The sequence below is a fragment of the Mycobacterium angelicum genome (assembly GCF_002086155.1).
GTDB classification, from domain to species: domain Bacteria; phylum Actinomycetota; class Actinomycetes; order Mycobacteriales; family Mycobacteriaceae; genus Mycobacterium; species Mycobacterium angelicum.
Genome location: NZ_MVHE01000004.1, coordinates 166,541 through 188,250 on the forward strand (window position 1 = coordinate 166,541; position 21,710 = coordinate 188,250).

19 protein-coding genes and 1 pseudogene are annotated in these 21,710 nt (G+C 65.1%); 8 read left to right on the plus strand and 12 right to left on the minus strand.

Translation table 11 applies throughout. The features are described 5' to 3' along the window. Positions 1-3: 3 nt before the first annotated feature. The 6 genes from BST12_RS04675 to BST12_RS04700 are packed head-to-tail and all read right to left on the minus strand — an operon-like array spanning position 4 to position 4,850. Positions 4-1,092: an acyl-CoA dehydrogenase family protein gene (locus tag BST12_RS04675; RefSeq protein ID WP_083111828.1), complete on the minus strand. Its 1,089-nt coding sequence runs from the start codon at positions 1,090-1,092 to the stop codon at positions 4-6. Next, positions 1,089-1,508, minus strand: a complete 420-nt coding sequence (locus BST12_RS04680) for a nuclear transport factor 2 family protein (RefSeq protein ID WP_083111829.1) — start codon at positions 1,506-1,508, stop codon at positions 1,089-1,091. The genes BST12_RS04675 and BST12_RS04680 overlap by 4 nt, the downstream gene beginning before the upstream one ends. Continuing rightward, the gene (locus tag BST12_RS04685; protein ID WP_083111830.1) at positions 1,492-2,712 is read right to left on the minus strand and encodes a metal-dependent hydrolase family protein; all 1,221 of its coding nucleotides are present in this window, start codon (positions 2,710-2,712) and stop codon (positions 1,492-1,494) included. The genes BST12_RS04680 and BST12_RS04685 overlap by 17 nt, the downstream gene beginning before the upstream one ends. A 3-nt stretch (positions 2,713-2,715) precedes the next feature. Continuing rightward, on the minus strand, positions 2,716-3,039 hold the full coding sequence (locus tag BST12_RS04690; RefSeq protein WP_083111831.1) for a hypothetical protein: 324 nt from the start codon (positions 3,037-3,039) through the stop codon (positions 2,716-2,718). Next, a complete protein-coding gene (locus BST12_RS04695; RefSeq protein WP_083111832.1) occupies positions 3,023-4,312 on the minus strand; it encodes an aromatic ring-hydroxylating oxygenase subunit alpha in 1,290 nt (429 codons plus the stop codon). Before BST12_RS04695 ends, BST12_RS04690 begins: the two co-directional genes overlap by 17 nt. A 4-nt stretch (positions 4,313-4,316) precedes the next feature. Beyond that, a complete protein-coding gene (locus tag BST12_RS04700) occupies positions 4,317-4,850 on the minus strand; it encodes a carboxymuconolactone decarboxylase family protein (protein WP_083111833.1) in 534 nt (177 codons plus the stop codon). A 270-nt stretch (positions 4,851-5,120) separates the two neighbouring features. Here BST12_RS04700 and BST12_RS04705 point away from each other — a divergent pair, with 270 nt between their 5' ends. From BST12_RS04705 to BST12_RS04740, 8 genes are all read left to right on the plus strand, one after another. Next, the gene (locus BST12_RS04705; protein ID WP_083111834.1) at positions 5,121-7,079 is read left to right on the plus strand and encodes a PPE family protein; all 1,959 of its coding nucleotides are present in this window, start codon (positions 5,121-5,123) and stop codon (positions 7,077-7,079) included. Between the two features lie 161 nt (positions 7,080-7,240). Continuing rightward, positions 7,241-8,539, plus strand: coding sequence for an amidohydrolase family protein (locus BST12_RS04710; protein ID WP_083111928.1), 1,299 nt, complete (start codon positions 7,241-7,243; stop codon positions 8,537-8,539). Positions 8,540-8,629: 90 nt separating this feature from the next. Continuing rightward, complete coding sequence (locus tag BST12_RS04715) at positions 8,630-9,796, plus strand: acyl-CoA dehydrogenase family protein (protein WP_083111835.1); 1,167 nt, start codon at positions 8,630-8,632, stop codon at positions 9,794-9,796. Between the two features lie 108 nt (positions 9,797-9,904). After that, a complete protein-coding gene (locus BST12_RS04720; protein ID WP_083111836.1) occupies positions 9,905-11,056 on the plus strand; it encodes a thiolase family protein in 1,152 nt (383 codons plus the stop codon). Between the two features lie 85 nt (positions 11,057-11,141). Continuing rightward, on the plus strand, positions 11,142-11,744 hold the full coding sequence (locus BST12_RS04725) for a TetR/AcrR family transcriptional regulator (RefSeq protein WP_083111837.1): 603 nt from the start codon (positions 11,142-11,144) through the stop codon (positions 11,742-11,744). An 8-nt stretch (positions 11,745-11,752) separates the two neighbouring features. Beyond that, positions 11,753-12,268 (plus strand): hypothetical protein, encoded by a 516-nt coding sequence (locus BST12_RS04730; protein ID WP_083111838.1) that lies wholly within the window; start codon positions 11,753-11,755, stop codon positions 12,266-12,268. A gap of 103 nt (positions 12,269-12,371) precedes the next feature. Beyond that, positions 12,372-13,646 (plus strand): cytochrome P450, encoded by a 1,275-nt coding sequence (locus BST12_RS04735; protein ID WP_083111839.1) that lies wholly within the window; start codon positions 12,372-12,374, stop codon positions 13,644-13,646. Beyond that, positions 13,643-13,831, plus strand: coding sequence for a ferredoxin (locus tag BST12_RS04740; RefSeq protein WP_083111840.1), 189 nt, complete (start codon positions 13,643-13,645; stop codon positions 13,829-13,831). Before BST12_RS04735 ends, BST12_RS04740 begins: the two co-directional genes overlap by 4 nt. A gap of 40 nt (positions 13,832-13,871) precedes the next feature. On the opposite strand, the gene BST12_RS04745 is transcribed toward BST12_RS04740, so the two are convergent. The 6 genes and pseudogenes from BST12_RS04745 to BST12_RS04765 form a co-directional block, all read right to left on the minus strand. Beyond that, entirely contained in the window at positions 13,872-15,719 is a 1,848-nt protein-coding gene (locus tag BST12_RS04745; RefSeq protein ID WP_083111841.1) for an Hsp70 family protein, read from the minus strand. A 158-nt stretch (positions 15,720-15,877) separates the two neighbouring features. After that, a complete protein-coding gene (locus BST12_RS04750; protein ID WP_083111842.1) occupies positions 15,878-17,578 on the minus strand; it encodes a PE family protein in 1,701 nt (566 codons plus the stop codon). A 75-nt stretch (positions 17,579-17,653) separates the two neighbouring features. Next, on the minus strand, positions 17,654-17,845 hold the full coding sequence (locus tag BST12_RS04755) for a ferredoxin (protein WP_083111843.1): 192 nt from the start codon (positions 17,843-17,845) through the stop codon (positions 17,654-17,656). Next, the gene (locus tag BST12_RS31870) at positions 17,842-19,047 is read right to left on the minus strand and encodes a cytochrome P450 (protein ID WP_170062051.1); all 1,206 of its coding nucleotides are present in this window, start codon (positions 19,045-19,047) and stop codon (positions 17,842-17,844) included. The genes BST12_RS04755 and BST12_RS31870 overlap by 4 nt, the downstream gene beginning before the upstream one ends. Positions 19,048-19,236: 189 nt before the next feature. Beyond that, positions 19,237-20,016 (minus strand): annotated as a pseudogene (locus BST12_RS31875) (alpha/beta hydrolase); the annotation flags it as partial. Beyond that, positions 20,013-21,668: a thiolase C-terminal domain-containing protein gene (locus BST12_RS04765; protein ID WP_083111845.1), complete on the minus strand. Its 1,656-nt coding sequence runs from the start codon at positions 21,666-21,668 to the stop codon at positions 20,013-20,015. The gene BST12_RS04765 and the pseudogene BST12_RS31875, both read right to left, overlap by 4 nt. Positions 21,669-21,710 lie beyond the last annotated feature (42 nt).

Here is a 21,710-nt window from a genome sequence, read left to right on the forward strand (position 1 = left end):
GGCTCACTCCTTCCCGAGGTCGAGCAGCCGGCGCGCGATGATGTTGCGCTGAACTTCGGCGGTACCGCCGTAGATGGTCGCCGCGCGCGAGTACAGGTACTCCGACCGCCATGGTGTCGCGTCGAGTTCGAGCGCTCCGGGCAGCAGGTCGTGCACGGTGTCGTAGAGCCGCTGTTCGGCCGTGGCCAGCAGCACCTTGTCGATGGACGTCTCCGGCCCCAGCCGCGCCCCTTCTTCGAAGCGGTGCTGGGTGGCACGTGAGCGGCAGCGCAGTGTGTGCAACGCGAGATATGCTGCGCCAAGATCAGATTCGTCGGGCTCACGCGCCTGGGCGATCAGTTCATCGAAGCGCGAGTACAGGTATGCGATGCGCTGCCAGAAACACGTCGAACGCTCATAGGGAAGCAGGTCCATCGCCAGCCGCCAGCCATCGCCGGGCTTGCCGAGCATCCGGCTGGACGGGATCACCACATCGTCGTAGTAGACCTCGCAGAATTCGTCGACGCCGTGCATGGTGCGCAGCGGGCGAATCGTGATGCCCGGCGTGTCCAGGTCGACGAAAAACGCTGTGATGCCGTCATGTCCGGGCCCGGTGCGGGTGAGCAGAACGCAGCGGGTGGAGAACTGCGCATAGCTGGTCCAGACCTTCTGCCCGTTGATAATCCAATCCTCGCCATGGGGTTCTGCACGGGTGGACAACGACGCCAGGTCGCTGCCCGATCCCGGTTCGGAGAACCCCTGACACCACTGTTCTCGCCCGCTGAGCAGCCTTGGCACCATCTCGACGGCCAGTTCCGTTGGGGCGTAATCGATCATGGTCGGGGCCAGCACCTCGACCATGGAGTACGGGCCCGGTTCGGCGAGGCGGCGGCCGACGACCTCTTCGCCGACGATCGCACGCAACAGGGCCGACCCGCCCAGCCCGCCGACCTCGACCGGCCAGCCGTAGCGCATCCAGCCGGCTTCATACAGCGCGCCATGCACTCTGGCCAGCTGCTGCATGTGGCCTTTTAGTGAGTGGTCCGGTCCGGGGGTCAGATCATTCTCGTCGAGCCAGGCGCGCAGGTCGGCCCGGAACTTCTCGACATTCACGGGGCCGGGCGGCCAATTGCGTGCGGTCGCCCCGAATCATGCACACCGCTGCGCCGAATGAACGTCATGGCACGGGTTTTCAGCCGCCACCCGTCCGCGGTGCGCAGGTAGGTGTCGCGGTAGTAGCCGATTCGCATGTCGTGCGTGGCGTGCTCGATGAAGCACAGCGGTTGGGTGCCGCTGGCCGAATCGCCGTCAAGTTCCACCACGGCGGTTCCGGTGAGGAACAACCCCTTCGGGGCGGCGGCCACCAATTCCGGGAAGCGGTCCAGGCGGTAGGTGTCGCCGAATGCGCTGTAAGTTCCGTCGGGCGTGAAGACGCCGATCAGCCCCTCGATGTCTTCCTGAGTGATGGTTACCGCGTAGCGGGCGAGCAGCTGCTGGATCTCGACGAGGTCGTCAGTTCTGGTTGGCATACACCTTGCCCCCTTTCATGACAAAGCTCACCTTCTGTGTAACGGCGATGTCCTGCAACGGGTTTCCCGGCACCGCTATGACATCGGCGAGCTGGTCCTCGGCAAGCCGTCCCCGGTCGGTGGCATTGATCAACTCGGCGGCGGTCACCGTGGCCGCCCGCAGTACCGCCACCGGCGGCAGGCCCCAATTGACCAGGGTGACAAGTTCATCGGCGTTGCGGCCGTGTGGAATTGCGGGAGCATCGGTGCCGACGGCTATCTTCACCCCGGCTTCGTAGGCGGCCAGTATCGATGTGCGCGCCTTGGGAAACATCTCGGCGGCCTTGGCCTGCAATTCGGGCGGCGCGTGCGAGATGTCCATGGCATCGCCGTCGGCGAGGCGGCGCGTGGACACCAGGAAGGTGCCGTGTTCGACCAGCATCGCGATCGCGTCGTCGTCGATCAGGAAGCCGTGCTCGATGCAGTCGATGCCGGCTTGCACCGCGTGCTTGACCGCTTCGGCGCCGTGGGTGTGCGCGGCGACGCGCAGTCCGCGCCGGTGTGCCTCGTCAACGATCGCGCGCAGCTCGTCGTCCGAATAGTGTTGTGCGCCAGGTGGTCCTGTCAACGACATCACCCCGCCCGAACAGCACACCTTGATCAGCTCGGCGCCGTGCTTGATCTGGTAGCGGACGGCGCGGCGGATCTCGTCGACGCCGTTGGCTATGCCCTCTTCGATGGTCAAGTCCAGTACGTGCGGTGCGAAGGCGGCGAACATCGTCGGATCCAGATGCCCGCCGGTGGGCGTAATCGCGTGTCCGGCAGGCACAATCCGGGGTCCGTCGATCCAGCCGGCATCGATGGCTTTGCCCAGCGCGACGTCGAGCAGATACCCGCCGGTCTTGACGAACAGACCGAGATTGCGCACCGTGGTGAACCCGGCGCGCAACGTGCGACGGGCATTGCCGACCGCACGTAACACGCGCGTCGGCGGGTCGTCTTGCACCTGGGACAGTCCCGGCTTCTCGCCGCGCCCGCCCATCAGGAGGTTGACCTCCATGTCCATCAGCCCGGGCAGCAGGATCTGCTCACCGAGGTCGATCAGCTCACCTTCGGCTGCACCGCCGACGCCGACGATCCGGTCACCTTCGATCCGCAGCAAGCCCGGCCGGACGATCTCGCCGGCATCGACATCGAGCAGCCCGGCGGCCTTGAGCGTCAACACCTTTCAGATCACCGGCTCCCTGACCAGCTCCACCCAGGCTGCCCCGCTGTCGGGCACTCGCGGCTGCTTCCACGCCTCGATCGGGAACGACACCATGATCAGCGATTGCATTAGATGCATGAGCGTTCTCGCGTCCTCGGGCAGTTCGTCCAATGGGTATTTGTCACAGTAGGCGATTACGTCGTTCATCAGCGGGAATGCCGCGTCATAGAACGCCTGCATTTCGACCATCGAGGAGGCCAGCCGCTTCGCGTAGCGCTCGGGTTCGGTGGCCAGGTCCCAATCGAGATATGGTTCTAGAGCTGCGAATTCAGTGGGTAGCGCCATTGGTGGCGACCTCCTTTTGCCAGCCGGCAACATAGTCCCCGGTTACCTTGTGCAGATGGCGGAGCAGGATTTCCTGGTCACAGAGCAGAAAGTCGCTGACCACCCGGGTGCCGATCATGGTCTGGGTCGCCTCCAAAGTGTTGGCGTCCTGCAGCGCGTACTCCTTGAACGTCACCGCGGCCAGCTCCTGGGCCAAGCGTTCCCGAGCGTTTCGCGGCGGAACGAAATAGAGGCTCGATTCGAAGATGTGGCGGTCGACTGACGTCGGCCAATAGTGATAGGTCAGGTACCAACCCGGTTCCCAGATCAGCAGCATGAAGTTCGGGAAGAAGTGCCACGAATCAATGCCCCACTGCTTGGCTTTCGCCGGATTAACACCAGGGGGCAGTTCATTGAGCCCGTCGATGTCGGGCTTGTCCCAGGGGCCGAACAGTCCGCTGCGCAGCACCTGGTCCATGGGCTTGACCATCTTCAGGTCCGCGGGCGGGGCCTGGCCGCCCCAGGTAGAGATCATCCCGTGCGGGCTGGCCAATTCGTAGTGCAGCGCCTCGAAGCCGTACTTCTGTATCTTGGCGGCCTCTTCCTTGGTGTACTGCCCCTGGTGCAGCACCGGCGCGTGGTAGAACTCGGCGAATGCGTCGATGAACAGCTTCCAGTTGCTGCCCACGTCGGCCCGATACGAATAGACCTCGGTCATCTCGTGGAACGGGTAGCCTTCGATGCCTTTGGCCAGTGGGCCCAGGTAGTCGACGAGTGGCTTCGCGGTTTGGTCGAGGTTGACGAAGATAAAGCCTTCCCACACTTCGCAGCGCACGGACACCAATCCGTAGTCGCTCTTGTCGACGTTGAAGAACTCGTCTTCCTGCTGGATGAAGGTCAGGTCGCCGTCGAGGTTGTAGCGCCAGGCGTGGTACTTGCAGGTGAACTGCCGGCACGTGCCCGAGGTCTCCTCGTGCGGATAGTCGTTCCACACCAACTTGTTTCCGCGGTGCCTGCACACGTTGTGGAACGCCTTGACCGAGCCGTCCTTGGTTTTGACGATGATCACCGACATGCCCTTGCCGGCCGACGGCAGCTCCTTGGTGAAGTAGCTGCCGGTGCGCGGCAATCGCTCGACGCGGCCGACGTTGAGCCAGGTCCGCTTGAAGATCGCGTCGCGCTCGGCGTCGAAGAAGGCCGGATCGATCGAATCGGTGTAATCGACTGGCGTGGTGCCCAATTCGGGATAGTTCTCCGTCCAGCTCCCCGCGGCCGGTTTGGTGAAGTGGGGCAAGGTTCTACCTTTCTACTTCTACGCCAAAGGTGTTGAAGGCCATGGCCAGCAGCGTGTAGCAGCCGACCGTGAAGATGTAGTCCATCCGTTGGCGCTCGTCGAGGCGCTCGCCGAGCGTGGCCCAGGTTTCGTCGGACAGTTGAGATTTCTCGTCGAGTTCGTCAACGCCGGCGACGACCGCGCGGTCGAAGTCGTCGAACGGGCCGTCGGCCGCGCCGGGCCTACGCACCGCGGCGATCTCCTCGTCGCTGACTCCCACCCGCTTGGCCAGGGTCACGTGATGTGTCCATTCGTAGTCGCACTGGCGGCGATGAGCGACCCGCAAGACGGCGAGTTCGCGAACGCGATCCGGCAGCGTCGAAGCGAACAAATAGGTGTTGAACCCGAGGAAGGCCTTGGCCAGTGCGGGGTGCTGAGCGAACGTCGACAACGCGTTGCCGGCGTCGCGCGGGTTGCGGCGTTCGGGTGGCAGCATGCCGGCTAGCGACCGCTGGACGGTCTCGTCCCAGCGGTCGGCAGGCAGGGGCGGCAGGCGCATCCGGCGCTCCCCTCTCAAAAGTGAGAATAGTATTCTCATTTGTAACCAATAGACTTGCACGAATCCATCGTCCGGTCAATGCTGACCCGTGGCGATCGGCCCCAGGGCCCCGCTAGTGGCATGCTCGTACGTTCTTGTCGTCCCCGCGGGGCGTGGTCCTGTCCTGGTGCTTTTTTACCGACGAAGATTAGGCAAAATCACCAAATTTGCCGGCGGGCAGTCTTATGCTCGCGCGGTATCTGGTCTGCCGTCGACAAGTAAGGGGTTTCGATGCTGGGAAATTTCGCGTGGCAGCCCCCGGAGATCAATTCACTGCGCATCTTTACCGGAATCGGGTCAGGACCGATGCTGGAAGCCGCGGCGGCGTGGGACGCATTGGCGGAGGAGTTGACCACGGCGGCCGCCTCATTTGGAGCGGTCACGTCGGGATTGGCGGGACAGGCCTGGCAAGGTCCGGCGTCAGCGGCGATGGCCGCCGCGGCCGCACCGTATGCGGGGTGGCTGAGCGCCGCCGCGACACACGCGGCAGGCGCGGCAGGCCAGGCCCAATCGGTGGCAAGCGTCTTCGAAGCGGCGCAGGCCGCGATGGTGCATCCGATTGCGGTGGCTGTCAACCGATCTGACGTAGTGCAGTTAGTGTTGTCGAACTTGTTCGGCCAAAATGCTCCGGCGATCGCGGCCACCGAGGCAGCGTACGAGCGGATGTGGGCTCAAGACGTTGCCGCGATGTTCGATTATCACGCCGGCGTCTCGGCGGCGGCGGCGCAGTTGGCGCCGTTAGCGCAGGCGCTGCCAAACATCAATTTTGGTATTGGCAATATCGGGAGCCTCAATGTGGGCAGCGGTAATACCGGCAATTACAACGTGGGCGGCGGAAACCTCGGCAACGGCAATATCGGTAGCGGAAATGGAAGTGTCTTCGCCCAGATCAGTTCGAACTTCAACTTGGGCAGCGGCAATATCGGCAACTACAACATCGGTAGCGGCAACGGCAGCGTCGCACTCGAAAAGCCGGCGTACTATAACGTCGGCGCCGGCAACATCGGAAACTCCAATGTAGGTGGCGGGAATAACGGCAACAACAACTTCGGATTCGGAAACTTCGGCAATTCGAACTTCGGTTTCGGAAATGGTGGGCCAAACCTGGGGAATCCCCTTCAACCGTCACCGGGAAATGGAAATGTAGGCGTAGGTAACGCCGGCAACCACAATGTCGGTGGTGGCAATACCGGCAACTCAAACACCGGTTTCGCAAATATGGGCGGTCACAACTTCGGTTTCGGAAACACTGGCGACCGCAACATCGGTTTCGGGCTGAGCGGCAGCGATAAGATCGGCATCGGAGACACTTACTATAATGCGGCGACTAAGCAATTCAATTTCGGCGGGCTCAACTCCGGTACCGGCAATATCGGCATTGGGAACTCCGGCACCAACAATATTGGCTTCTTCAACTCGGGTGACGGAAACGTCGGCATCGCGAATTCGGGTGTCCACAATACTGGATTTGCGAATTCGGGAGTGGTGAATACTGGCTTCGGGAACTCGGGCTTGGTCAACACGGGTTTCGGTAATGCTGCAAATGTGAACACCGGCTTTGGCAACTCAGGCGCTGACAATACTGGTTTTGGAAATGCAGGCAGTTTCAACACCGGTAACTTCAACGGTGGCCTACTGAATGTGGGGGACTTCAACTCGGGTGCACTCAACACCGGCAGCTCCAACGGTGGCTATGGCAATAGCGGCTTCTATAACTCCGGCTCGACAAATACCGGCTTATGGAATTCTGGGAATGTCAATACGGGCATTTATAACGCCGGCAACGTGAATACCGGCATCGGCAGCGTGGTCAATGGTGCGGATCCCAACTCGGGATTCGGCAACACGGGCAGTGGTAACTCGGGCTTCAATAATTCGGGCCAGGGCAACTCTGGCTACAAAAATGTGGGCAACTTGCAGAATTCGGGCTTCTTGAACAATGGCCAATCGCTGGCGGGGTATAGCAATTTCGGCGGTGCAATTGCGGGCTACGGCAACAAGGCCACCAACCTTTTCGGCATCGGCTTCATTTCGGGTTTCGGCAACGCAGGCGAGGCGCAGTCCGGGTTCTTTAACCTCGACCTCCATCCCGATCAGCACAGTGCCGCATCCGGCGTCGGAAACTCCGGGAAGCAGGACTCGGGTGGCTTTAATGCCATTGATTTCGTCTCCGGTTTCTACCACCGGTAGCTGATACCCATCCGCGGTTAAGCGTCGCGAGCGTGCGCGACGCACTTGGGCGGGCGCTCCCGTGCGCTACCCTGGATGTTGATTCTCGCTTTGCGAGAAGATAGTTTTCAGCAGTAGGGGCTTGGGGTATGCGGCTGGATCGGATTGGGAAGGTACCGGCAATGAACAAAGAGGACATGATCCTGATCAGCGTCGACGACCACACCGTCGAACCGCCGAACATGTTCAAGAATCACCTGCCGTCCAAGTACCTGGACGACGCACCGCGACTGGTACACAACCCGGACGGCTCGGACATGTGGAAGTTCCGCGACACGGTCATCCCGAACGTCGCGCTCAACGCGGTGGCCGGCCGGCCGAAGGAGGAGTACGGCATCGAGCCCACGGGTCTGGACGAGATCCGGCCGGGTTGCTACAACGTCGACGAGCGCATCAAGGACATGAACGCCGGCGGCATCCTGGCCTCCATCTGTTTCCCGTCCTTCCCCGGTTTTGCCGCCAGACTGTTCGCCACGGACGATCACGATTTCTCCATAGCGCTGGTGCAGGCCTACAACGACTGGCACATCGAAGAATGGTGCGGGGCTTACCCGGCCCGGTTCATTCCGATGGCGATACCGGTGATCTGGGACGCCGAGGCGTGTGCCGCCGAGGTGCGCCGCGTCGCGAAGAAGGGTGTGCACGCGCTGACCTTCACCGAGAACCCCGCCGCGATGGGATACCCCAGCTTCCACAACGAATACTGGAATCCGCTGTGGAAAGCGTTGTGCGACACCAACACCGTGATGAACATCCACATCGGATCCTCCGGCCGGCTCGCGATCACCGCACCCGACGCGCCGATGGATGTGATGATCACGCTGCAGCCGATGAACATCGTGCAGGCCGCCGCGGATCTGCTGTGGTCGCGGCCGATCAAGGAATACCCGGACCTCAAGATCGCCCTTTCGGAGGGCGGTACGGGGTGGATCCCGTACTTCCTCGAGCGCGCCGACCGTACCTATGAGATGCACTCGACCTGGACGCATCAGAACTTCGGCGACAAGCTGCCGTCTGACGTATTCCGCGACCACTTCCTCACCTGCTTCATCAGCGACAAGGTGGGCGTCGCGCTGCGCAACATGATCGGCATCGACAACATCTGCTGGGAAGCCGACTACCCGCACAGTGACTCGATGTGGCCGGGCGCGCCCGAGGAGCTGTGGGACGTGCTGTCGATCAACAGCGTGCCCGACGACGAGATCAAGAAGATGACCTATCAGAACGCGATGAACTGGTACTCGTTCGACCCGTTCACCCACATCACTGAAGAGCAGGCGAGCGTCGGCGCGCTGCGTAAGGCAGCCGAGGGACACGACGTGTCCATCCGGGCGCTCAGCCACCACAAGGACGAGCGCGCGGGTTCGTCGTTCGCCGACTTTGCGGCCAACGCGAAAGAACTCACCGGCAATAAGGACTGAGGCGCCCGGGGTTGCGTCGAGATTGCCCTCAGGGTTGTGATTTTCGACGTTCCACGACCATCACGGCAATCTCGACGCAAAGGAGGCGGAATGGATTTCGAACTCACCGAAGACCAGCAGCTGATCCGCCGCTCGGTCGCGGAGCTGGCGGGCAAGTTCGACGATCAGTACTGGATGGAAAAAGACCAGGCGCACGAGTTTCCGACCGAGTTCTATGACGCCATCGCACAGGGCGGCTGGCTGGGCATGACGATTCCGGTCGAGTACGGCGGCCACGGGCTGGGCATCACCGAAGCCACGATCCTGCTCGAAGAGGTCGCCAAATCCGGCGGCGCCATGAACGCCGCGAGCTCAATTCACTTGTCCATCTTCGGCATGCAGCCGGTGGTGGTGCACGGTTCCGACGAACTCAAGGCACGCACGTTGCCCAGCGTCGCGACCGGCGAGGTGCACGTCTGCTTCGGGGTGACCGAACCCGGTGCGGGACTTGACACTTCGCGCATCACCACGTTCGCCAAGCGCGACGGCGACCGCTACATCGTCAACGGTCGCAAGGTGTGGATCTCCAAGGCGATGGAGTCAAACAAGATCCTGCTGCTGACGCGTACCCAGAGCTATGACGAGGTCACCAAGAAGACCGACGGGATGACGCTGTTCCTCACCGATCTCGATCGCAGCCGCGTTGACATCCGCCCGATCCGCAAGATGGGCCGCAATGCCGTCAGCTCCAACGAGTTGTTCATCGACAACCTCGAGATTCCCGTCGCCGATCGAATTGGCATGGAGGGCAAGGGCTTTCAGTACATCCTCGATGGCTTGAACCCGGAACGGATGCTGATCGCCGCCGAGGCGCTGGGCATCGGCAGGGTCGCGCTGGAAAAGGCGGTGAAGTACGGCAACGAGCGCGAGGTGTTCGGGCGGCCGATCGGCATGAACCAGGGCATCGCGTTCCCGCTGGCCGATTCACTGGCCCGGCTGGACGCCGCCGAGCTGATGCTGCGCAAGGCCACCTGGCTCTACGACAACGGCAAACCCTGTGGGCGAGAAGCCAATACGGCCAAATACCTGTGCGCCGACGCCGGCTTCGACGCTGCGGACCGAGCGTTGCAGACGCACGGCGGCATGGGCTACGCGGAGGAATACCACGTCACGCGTTACTTCCGCGAGGCCCGGCTGATGAAGATCGCGCCGGTCAGCCAGGAGATGATCCTGAACTTCCTCGCCTCGCACGCCCTCAAACTGCCCAGGAGCTATTAGCGGTAAGTTACTACCCGTCGAACGTGCACTGGCTGCGACTTTTTCGCGATTTTTTCGCGCTGAGTGCACGCTCGGCGACTGTGGGGCCATAGCGATCGGAGCGGATCAATGCGGGAAACAGTCATCGTCGGGGCCGTGCGCACCGCGGTAGGCAAGCGCAACGGGGGATTGTCCGGAATGCATGCCGCCGACCTGTCCGCAGTCGTCCTCAACGAACTGCTGGAACGCACCGGCATCAATCCCGAACTCGTCGACGACGTGATCTGGGGGTGCGTTTCCCAGGTCGGCGACCAGTCCAGCAACATCGGCCGCTACGCGGTGCTTGCTGCAGGCTGGCCGGAAAGCATCCCGGGCAGCACGGTGAACCGGGCGTGCGGCTCCAGCCAGCAGGCTCTCGATTTCGCGGTGCAAGCGGTGATGTCGGGCCAGCAGGACATCGTGGTGGCCGGCGGCGTGGAGGTCATGAGCCGCGTGCCGCTGGGTGCGGCCAGGGCGACCGGCATGCCGTATGGGCCGAAAGTTCTTGCTCGCTACGGTGATTTCTCGTTCAACCAGGGGCTCTCGGCGGAGATGATCGCCAAGAAGTGGGGGTTGTCCCGCAGCCGGCTTGACGAGTACTCCGCCCTGTCCCATGAGCGGGCCGCCGCGGCGCAGGACCGCGGGGCATTCATCGAGCAGATCGTCCCGGTGTTCCCCGATGAGGGATCCGCGATCGTGAACGCCGACGAAGGGGTGCGCCGCGGGACGACCGTGGAAAAACTGGCGGGGCTGAAGCCCGCCTTTGTCGACGACGGCGTCATCCACGCCGGCAATTCCTCGCAGATCTCCGACGGCGCCGCCGCTCTGTTGGTCACCACCTCGGCGATGGCGCTCGAGCTCGGGCTGACGCCGATCGTGCGCTACCGGGCGGGTGCGGTGACCGGTGCGGATCCGGTGCTCATGCTCACCGGTCCCATTCCGGCGACCGAGAAGGTGCTGCGCAAATCCGGCGTTGCGCTGGACGAGATCGGCGTCTTCGAGGTGAACGAGGCCTTCGCGCCGGTGCCGCTGGCGTGGCTGGCCGAAACGGGCGCCGATCCGGGCCGGACTAATCCGCTGGGCGGCGCGATCGCGCTGGGTCACCCGTTGGGCGCATCCGGTGCCGTATTGATGACGCGCATGGTGCATCACATGCGCGACAACGGGATTCGATACGGACTGCAGACCATGTGTGAGGGCGGCGGGACCGCCAACGCGACCCTCGTCGAACTCGTGGCTTAACGAATACCTGTCAGGCCCCTTGTCAGGGCCGTGCCAACCAACCTACTGTGTGTTCAGTAGGTTTTGCGAGACGCGAAGGAGTGCAGTGCCCGACGCACGGCCGTACGACACGCTGCTGGCCAAGGGGGAGGACCGTAAGCAGCGGATCCTCGCGGTCGCGCAGCGGCTGTTGTCGCGCAACGGCTGGCGCAACACCACGCTGGCCCAGATCGCCGGGGAAGCCGGCGTCAGTCCCGCGGGACTGCTGCACCACTTCGAATCCAAGGAGCAGCTGCTGCACGCCGTGCTGGACGCCCGCGACCTGGACGACGACACCCACTCCGACCGCGGCGGCGATCTGATCGGCGAGATCGCCCAGGTCGCCGATCGCTTCAGCCGGGCACCCGAACTGGTGGGCACGTTCACCGTGCTGCTGGTCGAGAACATCCATCCCGATGCTCCGCTGCATGACCGCCTGGTCGCGCGGCAGCGGGATGCGACCGACATCGTCGCCGAGGGCATCCGTCGCGGCCAGGCGGCCGGCCGCTACCGCGCCGATATAGACCCCGCCGTCAAGGCGACCGAAATTCTCGCCTTCATCCACGGAATGGAAATGACATGGTTGCTCGATCCATCGATACCGCTGGCCGAGGTGTTCAAGGAGTACGCCGAAGCTCTGGCACGCGACTTTTCCCCGCCCAAGACCTAGAACAGGACTTGAGGTACCGCCTCGATGTGGTCACGGCCAGCGTGGTCGACGTGGTGAAGTTCGCCGGCGGGTGGCTCTTCGACCGGGCGATGGCGGGATGGGACGTGACGGTGGTTATCGCCGCGCACAACGGCGTTCACTCCGATGAGCGACCGCTGCACATCCTCGGACTCCAGACGCTCGGCCTCGAAGAGGCCTTGGCAGCGGTGGGTACCCGCCCGCGGCCACAGGCCCTGGCTGCCGCGGCCGATCTGCTCGGCTGCGACCCGCGGGTACGACGTGGAGTGCTGCAGGCGCTGGCGCAGGGCGTCACCGAAGTCACGCTGTGGGGCCAGACGTGGCCGGCGGAGCTGGACGACAGCATTGGCCTGGTACAGCACCGATTGAGCACGGCCGCAAGGACATTCAAAGCCAAGGCGCTGGCCGCCGCGGCGTTGCCGACGGCTTCGGTGGATGCGGCCGAAAGGTTCCGTAGCGGTCTGATGGCCTGCCCGTCGGTCGCGGCCGACCTGTTGCCGGCTTGATGCGGGGCCGGGCCCACGTTGCGGTTCGCCACGTGCTGTGGAAACCTGATACTCATCTGTGAGAGGCTGATTCTCGCTAGTTGAGATTCGAATGGAGCTTGGGATGGTGAACGACTTCACCGAGATGGATTTCTTCCGCGACGCCCGGCTGGTCGACAATCCATACCCCTACTACGAGGCCCTTCGCCAGCAGTGTCCGGTCACCAAAGAAGGCCACTACGGCGTCACCATGGTGACCGGCTGGGAAGAAGCGGTCGGCGTCTTGAACGACGCCGAGACCTTCTCCTCATGCATCTCGGTGACCGGACCGTTTCCCGGTTTTCCGGTACCGCTCGACGGGGACGACGTGACGAAGCTCATCGAGCAGCACCGCGACGAACTGCCGTTCAGCGACCAGCTGCCCACGCTCGATCCGCCCACCCACACCAACCACCGCGCTCTGCTGATGCGGCTGATCACCCCGAAGCGCCTCAAGGAGAACGAGGACGCGATGTGGGTGCTCGCCGACCGGGTGCTCGACGAGTTCCTGGCCCCGGGCGAGGGCGAATTCATCAAGGGCTTTGCCAGCCCCTTCACCCTGCTGGTGATCGCGGATCTGTTGGGTGTGCCGGAGGAGGACCGCGGCACCTTCGTCAAGAACATCCGGCAGCACTCCGGTGGCGGCGTCGGGGGCACGGGTAAAGAATCGTTGGCGCACAACCCATTAGAGTTCCTCTACGGCACTTTCTCTGATTACATTCGGGACCGCCGCCGCGAACCACGCGAGGACGTGCTGACCGGCCTGGCGACCGCGACCTTCCCCGACGGTTCCATTCCCGAAGTCGAAGACGTGGCCCGGGTAGCGTGCAACGTCTTCTCGGCGGGCCAGGAGACCACCGTGCGGCTGCTGGGCGCTGCCTTGCAGACCATCGGTGAGCGTCCCGACATTCAGCAGCAATTGCGTAAGGACCGCAGCCTGATCCCGAACTTCATCGAGGAGGCACTGCGCACCGAGAGCCCCGTCAAGGGCGACTTCCGGTTGTCACGGGTGCCCACAAGCGTTGGCGGAGTTGACCTTCCGGCGGGCACCACGGTGATGGTGCTGCAGGCGGCCGCCAATAGGGATCCGCGCCGATTCGACGACCCCACCACCTTCGATCCCGCGCGCAAGAATGCCCGCCAACATCTTTCGTTCGGGCGGGGGATTCACAGCTGCCCGGGTGCCCCGCTGGCCCGGGCCGAAACCCGGGTGGCCCTGGAGCGGCTGCTGGACCGGACGTCGGACATCAGCATCAGCGAGCGTGCGCATGGGCCGGCGAATGACCGCCGCTACCAATATGTTCCGACCTATATCCTGCGTGGCCTGACCGAGCTGCACTTGGAGTTCAGTCCGGCATGAAGGTTCGGGTCGACGACGGGACGTGCCGTGGCCACGGCATGTGCCTGACACTGTGTCCGGAAGTCTTCAGCCTGACCGACGACGGCTACTCGGTGGCGATAACCTCCGATGTGCCAACGGAATTCGAGGCCGCCACTCGGGAGGCCATCGAGTGTTGTCCGGAACAGGCGATTAGCGAGCGCTGACCGATCATACCGCCACGTTCACAAGGGAATTGGTGGTCGGCTAAGGCGGAAGGGCTGGTACCGGGGTCTTGGGCACCGTTGGGTAGGGGGCCGGCGCCGGATACGGGTTGCGCGGATAGGGCGTGGTCGGGTACGTCGGGTAGGTCGTGGTCGGGTACGCCGGATACGTCGTCGTCGTCGGGTACGGCGTTGTCGTCGGATACGTCGTTGTCGGGTACGTCGTCGTCGGCGGATAGGTCGTAGTCGTCGGATACGTGGTGGTCACCGGCGGCTGTGTGGTCGCGACCGGGCTCGGCGGCGCGGTCGTGCTTGGTTCGACGCTAGGCGACGTCACGGTGACAGTGGCCGGTGGTGGGGGTGGGGGTGGCTCGAATCGGGACGACTCGACCGGCGGGGTGATGTCGCGGAAGTTGTCCGTCGGCTTGCGGGGCGTGGCGGCGACCAACCGCACCACCAAGATCGCGCCTACCAGAAGTGCTGCCGCCCCCAGCCCGGTTATGCCGAGAAGCACCGGGGAGCGTTTGTACCAACGCGCCCGTCTGGGCGCGGTGTCCGCGGGGTCAGGCGGTGGGGTTGCCGCGACGGGGCGGGCTTCGGCCGCTGCGTGCTCGCGGCCGTCATAGTCGCCCCCGACGGGGGCTATCGGCGCCTCATCGCCGGCGGCCTCCTGCGACCAGGCCAGGGCGCGGTAGGTCGCCGATTGGTCACCGTCGGCAACCGATTCCCCCGCGGCGGCAGCGACGGCCCCGACGGCCCATGCCGACGGGGCCATCTCGGTGGCGGCCACGACTTCGGTAGGGGCAGCGGCCTCGTCGCCGACACCGATTGCCGGGTCGCTGACGGCGATGGCCGGCGGCGCCGCGCCGGCGGAAGAACGCAGTTGCGCCAGCACGGCGGCGCCGATGGCCGCGCTCAATTTCGGTTGGGCGGTGGTGACGATCGGTGCGTGCAGCCGCTCCGACAGCCGGCCGGTGATCAGTGGGATGTTGGCCCCGCCGCCGACCGTCGCGATCGCCGCCAGCTTGTCGGCGGGAATTCGGTTGCGGTGCAACACCTCTTCGACGCAGCTGATGAATCGTTGCAACGGCTCGGAGATGAGATCCTCCAACTCGCCACGAGTCAATCGCGAGTCCTCGCCGATGCCCGGAAGGTCGGCGGAGATGACGGTCACCGTGGCCGCCGACAATTGTTCTTTGGCGCTGCGGCATTGGGAGAGCCGGCGGCCCACCGGTGTCAGTGGTGCGGTGCCAGCGCCCTCGGCGTCGGCACGTGCCGCCAGGCGCCGCAGGATCATCTGGTCGATCTGGTTGCCCGAGAAGTCTGGGTAGCGCAACGTCGGGGCGAGTTGACGGAAGTTCGATGCCGCATCGGTCAAGGTGACGCTGCTACCACTGGCGCCGAAGTCGCACAGGACGACGATGCCGTCACTGGGAAAGCCGGGTTTGGCGTACAGCGCCGCCAGTGCGGCTGTGGTGTCGCGAATGAATGTGGGCGGCGCACCGTCGATCCCAAGAGCGGGATAGCCCCGCAACGCCCCCCGCAGCATGGCGACCTGGTGTTCGTTCCAGTGCGCGGGGACCGCGATGGCGACCGGCGCCCCATGGCCGATAGTGCTCGCCATCGCGTGCAGCGCAGCTGCGGCAAGCGCGTCGGCGGCGTGGGTCGATCCGTCGGCCGCTATCAACGGTTCTGAGTCGCCGACCCGCTCGACGAATCCACTCAGCAACAGGCCCGGCTCGTTGAGATTGGGATTCTCGTCGGCGTCGCCCACTTCGGGCGTGCGGTGGCCGAACAATGTCAACACCGAGCGGCGGGTCACCGGCGCGCTACTGGTACGGGCGGCCACTAGGTTCGCCACCCCGATCGACAAACCGAGCGGGTCGTTCATCTCCCCCCTCCTTCGGATTCTGACCCGACCCCTCACTTCACCGTAGCCGCTGTCGGCGCGGCAGCCTGCGGGCAGAAATCTGCGTCAGCGTCAGGGATCGACGCTACGGGCAGGAATCAAACGTGTCCCGGAGCGGGCGAATTCGCGAGTTGTCGGGTTCAGCCCGGCAGGCCGTCGAGGCCGCCGGCGCCGGCGGCGCCCTGTTGGCCGGAGTTGCCGACGGTGCCGTCCGGGCCTGACGCGTCGCCGAATCCGCCGCTGCCGCCCAGACCGGGCGTCCCGCCTGCGCCGCCGCCGGCCCCGGTTCCGCCGCCGCCGGCGACGCCGGAGTGGCTGCCGTAAATCAGTCCGCCGGATCCGCCCGCGCCGCCATTGCCGCCGCTGCCGCCCGCGCCGCCTGCACCGCCGTCGCCGCCGGTGCCGCCGTTACCACCGGCGCCGCCGTTTTCGTCTGCCTGGGCGCCGCCCGCGCCGCCGCCGCCGCCCTTACCGCCATTGCCACCGGTATCGCCGGCGCCGCCCATACCGGCGTCCCCGCCGATACCACCACCGCCGCCGTCGCCGAAGAGCAACCCGCCGCGGCCTCCGGCGCCGCCGGCGCCGCCATTGCCGCCATTGCCGCCAGGGGCACCCGTTCCGCCGGTCCCGCCCGCGCCGCCGGCGCCACCGATCGCATCGGATTGCGGGTCGGCGGCGCCGCCTTTACCGCCGGTGCCGCCGGTAGCGCCGGTGCCCCCGGTACCGCCGGGTCCGCCGGTGCCGCCGACGTTGCCGCCGTCACCGCCGTTGCCGCCGTTGCCGCCAGCAGCACCGGCCCCGCCGGTACCGCCAGCACCACCCGCACCACCGACGGTGATCGTGTTATTGCCCCCCACGCCGTCACCGCCCTGGCCACCGTTGCCGCCCGTGGCACCGAAACCTCCGTTACCTCCCGAGCCACCGTTGCCGCCCGCTACGGCGCCGATTCCGCTGCCGTCCTGGCCGGTTCCGCCGATTCCGCCGTTGCCACCGGCCTGACCAACGCCGTTGGTGCTGACACCGTTGGAGCCAGACCCGCCGGGGCCGCCGGTGCCGGTGGAGTTGGGCAGGCCCGGGGCTCCGCTCTGCGCCGGACTTCCCTGGTTGGGGAGGGGGCCGGGGTTGACGCCGTCGGCGCCCTGGGCGCCCAGGCCGCCACTGCCGCCGGCGCCGCCGTGGCCCCACAGGCCGGCCGAGCCGCCGTTGCCGCCCATGCCGCCGTTACCGCCCGCGACGGTCGCGTTCCCGCCGCTTCCGCCAGCGCCGCCGCTGCCATAGAAAAAGCCGCCGTTGCCGCCGCGACCACCCGACGCGCCGGACGTACCGGCCCCGCCGCGGCCGCCGTTGCCGAACAGTCCCGCGTCACCGCCGCTGCCACCGCCGGGGTGCGCACCCCCACCGCTGCCGCCGTTGCCGCCGTTGCCGAACAACAGCCCCCCGGCCCCGCCGTTTGCGCCGGTGCCGGGCGCTCCATCGGTCCCATTGCCGATCAGCGGGCGTCCAAGCACCGCTTCGGTGGGGGCATTGATCAGATTCAGGAGTTGCTGCATGGGCGAGGCATTGGTGGCCTCCGCGCCGGCATAGGCAGCACTGCCGGCGCTCAGCGCGCGGACGAATTGGTCATGGAACGTCGCCATTTGAGCGCTGACCGCCTGGTAGGCGTGCCCGTACTGGCCGAACGTCGTCGCGATCGCCGCCGAGACATCGTCGGCCGCGGCCGCCACCACTCCCGTCGTTCGCGCCGCGGCGGCAGCATTCCCGGCGCTGATCGCGGCGCCGATGCTTTCCAAATCCGTTGCGGTCGTGGTTAACAAGTCCGGCGTGGCGATGACAAACGGCATGGATGGCTCCTCCGATCGTGGGGCGAAGCCGATCGTATCGCCGTACCCGGGGCGTGATCCGGGTTTTCGGAGTCGCTACTCCTGAATCGAGATGGCCTGGCGTGGACACTGCCGGACCGCGTCGCGCACCAGCTCTTCGTTCTCCGGCGCGACCTCGGGCTGCAGGATGGTGAGCATGTCGTCGTCGCCGAGTTGAAACACCGCAGGGACGATGCCCATGCACACGCCATTGCTCTCGCAGAGGTCCCAGTCCACATCAACTTTCATCGCAACACCTTTACCGGTACGTTCTTCCAACCCGCGACGTTCTGCATGTGCACGCGGTTGCAATTGGCCCAGTCCACCTCGTAGCGGGGCATGAAGTCGAGCAGTTTTTCCAGGGCGATCATGCTTTCCATCCGAGCCAGCGCCGCGCCGAGGCAGCTGTGAATTCCGTAGCCGAAGCTGAGGTTCAGAGCCTCGTGCCGGTCGCGGTCGATGTCGAAGTTCTCGGGATCCGTCCAGGCTCGGGGGTCGCGGTTGGCGGCGCCGTTGATCAGGAACACCGGCTTCATGGCCGGGATGGTGACGCCGTGCAGCTCGACTTCTGTGGTCGAGCATCGAACCTGATATTGGGAGGGCGCCTCATAGCGCAGTAGCTCTTCGACAGCCGCCGGGATCTTGCTGCGGTCGTCGAGCAGCTTCTGCCACTGGTCGGGGAAGCGGGCGAAAACCACCGGCGCGTTGCCGATCAGCTTGGTCACCGTCTCGGCGCCGGCACCGCCCAATAGCGTTGCGAATCCAGCGATTTCAATATCGTCGAGCTTGGTCATCTGGCCGTCGTCACGTTCGATCTCGGCGTTGATCAGTTTGGTGAACAGGTCGTCGCGCGGCTCGGCTCGACGCTGCTGCAGGATTTCGTAGTAGAGCATCCCGGTTTCGATGTTGGCTTGCATGCCGCGCTCGCCCACCTCGACCTGTCCGGGTTCGCGATGCAGCGACTCGTCGATCAGGTGCCGCACGCGCTGGGCGTGTTCCTCGGGCACGCCCAGCATGGTCGTGATCACCTCGACGGGAAAGGGACCGGAGAAGTCCTGCACCACGTCGAAGCGGTCGGGATCGACCTTGCTCAGGTACTTGTCGATCTTCTCGCCGACCATCTGATGCTGGGATTGGATGGCGCGCGGCGTGAAGACCTTGTTGAGCAAGCTGCGCATGTGGCGGTGGTCAGGCGGGTCCATGAAGATGATCGACTTATGCTCCGTCGGCTTTCCGGTGCGCACCATCGACAAGTCGATGCCGTATGCCGACGAATAGTGTTCGAAATTCTTGAGTCCCGCGGCCACGTCCTCGTAGCGGGTCAACGCGTAGAAGTCGTATTCCTCGCTGTAGTAGACCGGCGTTTCCTCTTGCATTCGCCGGTATGTGTCCCATGCGCCGTTGAAGAAGTCTTCGGAGAATGGATCGAAGACGAGCTTCGGTTTGGTCATTGGGCGTCCTCCTCGACGGTGAGCTGAGGGATGGGAAAGTACTGCCGCCGAACGTGAAGCTGGTTTCACGTTCGAGCCTGAGGGTGAAGCTGGCTTCACATTCGAGGCTGCGGCCGCCGCGCATTCCTCGACGAAGGTGAGTACGCCGCGGTGGTAGTCGGCCGCGGTGTGCCCGAGGCTCAGGTTGTGCCCGGCCGCCGGCTCGCGGTGGCTGATGAAACATGGTGTCGCGGAGAACATCTCGCTGATCTCGGCCAGCGCCGTCGCGTCGGCCCGGTACACGTTGTCGTGCTCGCCGACGGTGAACCGTACCGGTACCCGCACCTTGGGCGCCAGCGCCGGGAAGTCTTGATGCGGCCAATTCAACGCCATGTCGCGTTCGTAGGCGGGAGATGCCGCAGAGTTCGTGATACCTCGCAGGATGTCGGCCGGATAAAGCTCCAGCGGCTGCCACAGCAGATCACGTACACCCGGCGGCCGTTCCTGTCGAGCCGCCGCATTCATGACTTCCTTGGCCGCCGGGTGGTAACGCCTTCCGGTACCACCCAATTCGAGGCCGATCAGGTCTGCGCCGCGTTCGACGCCGTTCTCGGCGGCAATCCGGATGGCCAGTTCGCACCCGCCCGAATGGCCGAGCAGGAACAACCCGGCTCCGCGTGGTCGCTGTCCCAGGATGCGATCGATCGCCCCATACGCGAGATCGACTCGGTGTTCGGGATCTTCCATCGACTCCGGATACGCTGCGGAGCTGCCGTGACCCGGGCGGTCAATGGCAACGACGGTGAACCCGAGTGATGCTCCCAGGCGCAGCAATGACAAGTCCGGATGTCCCGGGCAGTCGAAATAGACCGCGCTGGTGCCGCCGCCATGGATGGCCACGACGACGGCTTTCGGGTCCGGCGCTTCGGCGAGCATGCCCGACATGGGCACCCCGTCGACGACCGCCACGCGTGGAACGGGGGCGCTCATGTGTCGGCCCGCAGCAGCAGCACGCCGCTGGGAGTTAGGCCGCCGCTGCTGACCACGCCGACGCGGGCGTCGGCGACCTGACGATCCTCGGCCTCACCCCTGAGCTGGCTGACGGCCTCATGCAGCAGACCCATGCCGTGGGTGCGGCCGTGCGAAAGCTGGCCGCCGTGGGTGTTGAGTGGCAGCTGGCCGTCGCGAGCGATGTTCTTCCCGCCGTCCAGGAAGTCCTTGGCTTCACCGATGCCGCAGAATCCCAGTGCCTCGATCCAGGACAGGCAGTTCATGGTGAACCCGTCGTACAGTTCGGCGACGTCGACGTCGTGCGGGCGCAATGAGGTGCGGGTCCACACGTGGGCGGCCTGGCCCAGCACCTGCGGCTCGTGCGTGAGAGTGCTTTGGTCCCAATCGATTCGCTCGACGATCTGGGTGCCCACCGCCTCCACCAATACGGGTGGCTTGGCCAGGTCGCGTGCGGCGTCCACCGCGGAGACGACGACGGCTATGGCGCCGTCACAGGGCACGTCGCAGTCGTAGAGGCCGAATGGTGTGGTGATGGGCCGGGCGTTGAGGTAGTCGTCCATGGTCATCGGCGTGCGATAGACCGCGGTCGGGTTGAGTTCGGCGTTGGCCCGTTGGTTCAATGCGATCCAGCCCAGCGTCTCTCTCGTGGTGCCGTAGCGGTGAAAGTGGCGCTGCGCGTTGATCGCCAGCGTGTGCGCGGCCGAGGTGGCGCCGAACGGGAACTGCCAGCCGGCGGTGCGTCCCATGGATCCGGTGATCTTGCCCTGCTTCATCAGCTCGTTGAAGGTGGCTTCCCAGAGCGTCCGGAAACACAGCACGTGACGCGCCAGGCCGCCGGCGATCGCGAGCATCGCCGCGATCACCGATCCGCCCGGCCCGAAGGTCTCGATGCCGCCGTTGTGCCACGTCGGCCGGATACCCAGCGCCGCCTCCAGCGCGGTCACGCCGCCTTCGCCGAACCCGCCGAGGTTGCCGCCGCCCGGATAGGTGGACAGTCCGTCGATGTCGGCCAGCGTCAGGCCCGCATCGGCGACAGCGGCCTCGCACGCCTGGACCGTCAGCGACAGCGGGGGAACCATCAGCCGCCGCCCGATCGGCGACATGCCGATCCCGGTCAGCGCGACCTTGTCCTCGAATTTCTCAGTGGTCAGCATGGGCCGCACGTATTCGCCGAAGCGCTCCGGGGCGATCTCGTCTTCCGGGAGTGGGCGGGGCTCGGCATCCGGGGCGGGCCGGAAGAGCGGCAGCCACACATCCTCGATCTGCTCGAAGACGACTTCCACCGCTTGACCGATCTCGAGCCGGTCGGGATCGCTGTCAACGATGTTGGTGGTCAGCCGTACTCGCGGATCGTCGGCTATCGCCACCTGTGCGATCACATACGGCGCCGGCATCCCCGGCAGGCTGAACCGATGGTTCACCGTGAAGCCGGACAGGACGGCCTTGCCGGATACCGCCCGCACTCCGATTTCGCGAGAGCGGCAATAGCGGCATACCGGCGCGGGCGGGTGAATCAGTGACCGGCAGCGCTGGCATTCCTGGAAACGCAGCTTGCCGTCGGCGCCTGAGGTCCAAAAGAATTCGTTGTCGTTGGTGACCAGGGGCAGTGGTCGTCCCGGTGCTGCTGACACGTAACCTCCGGGAGTTCGTCAACGCGGTACGCCCATTATGCG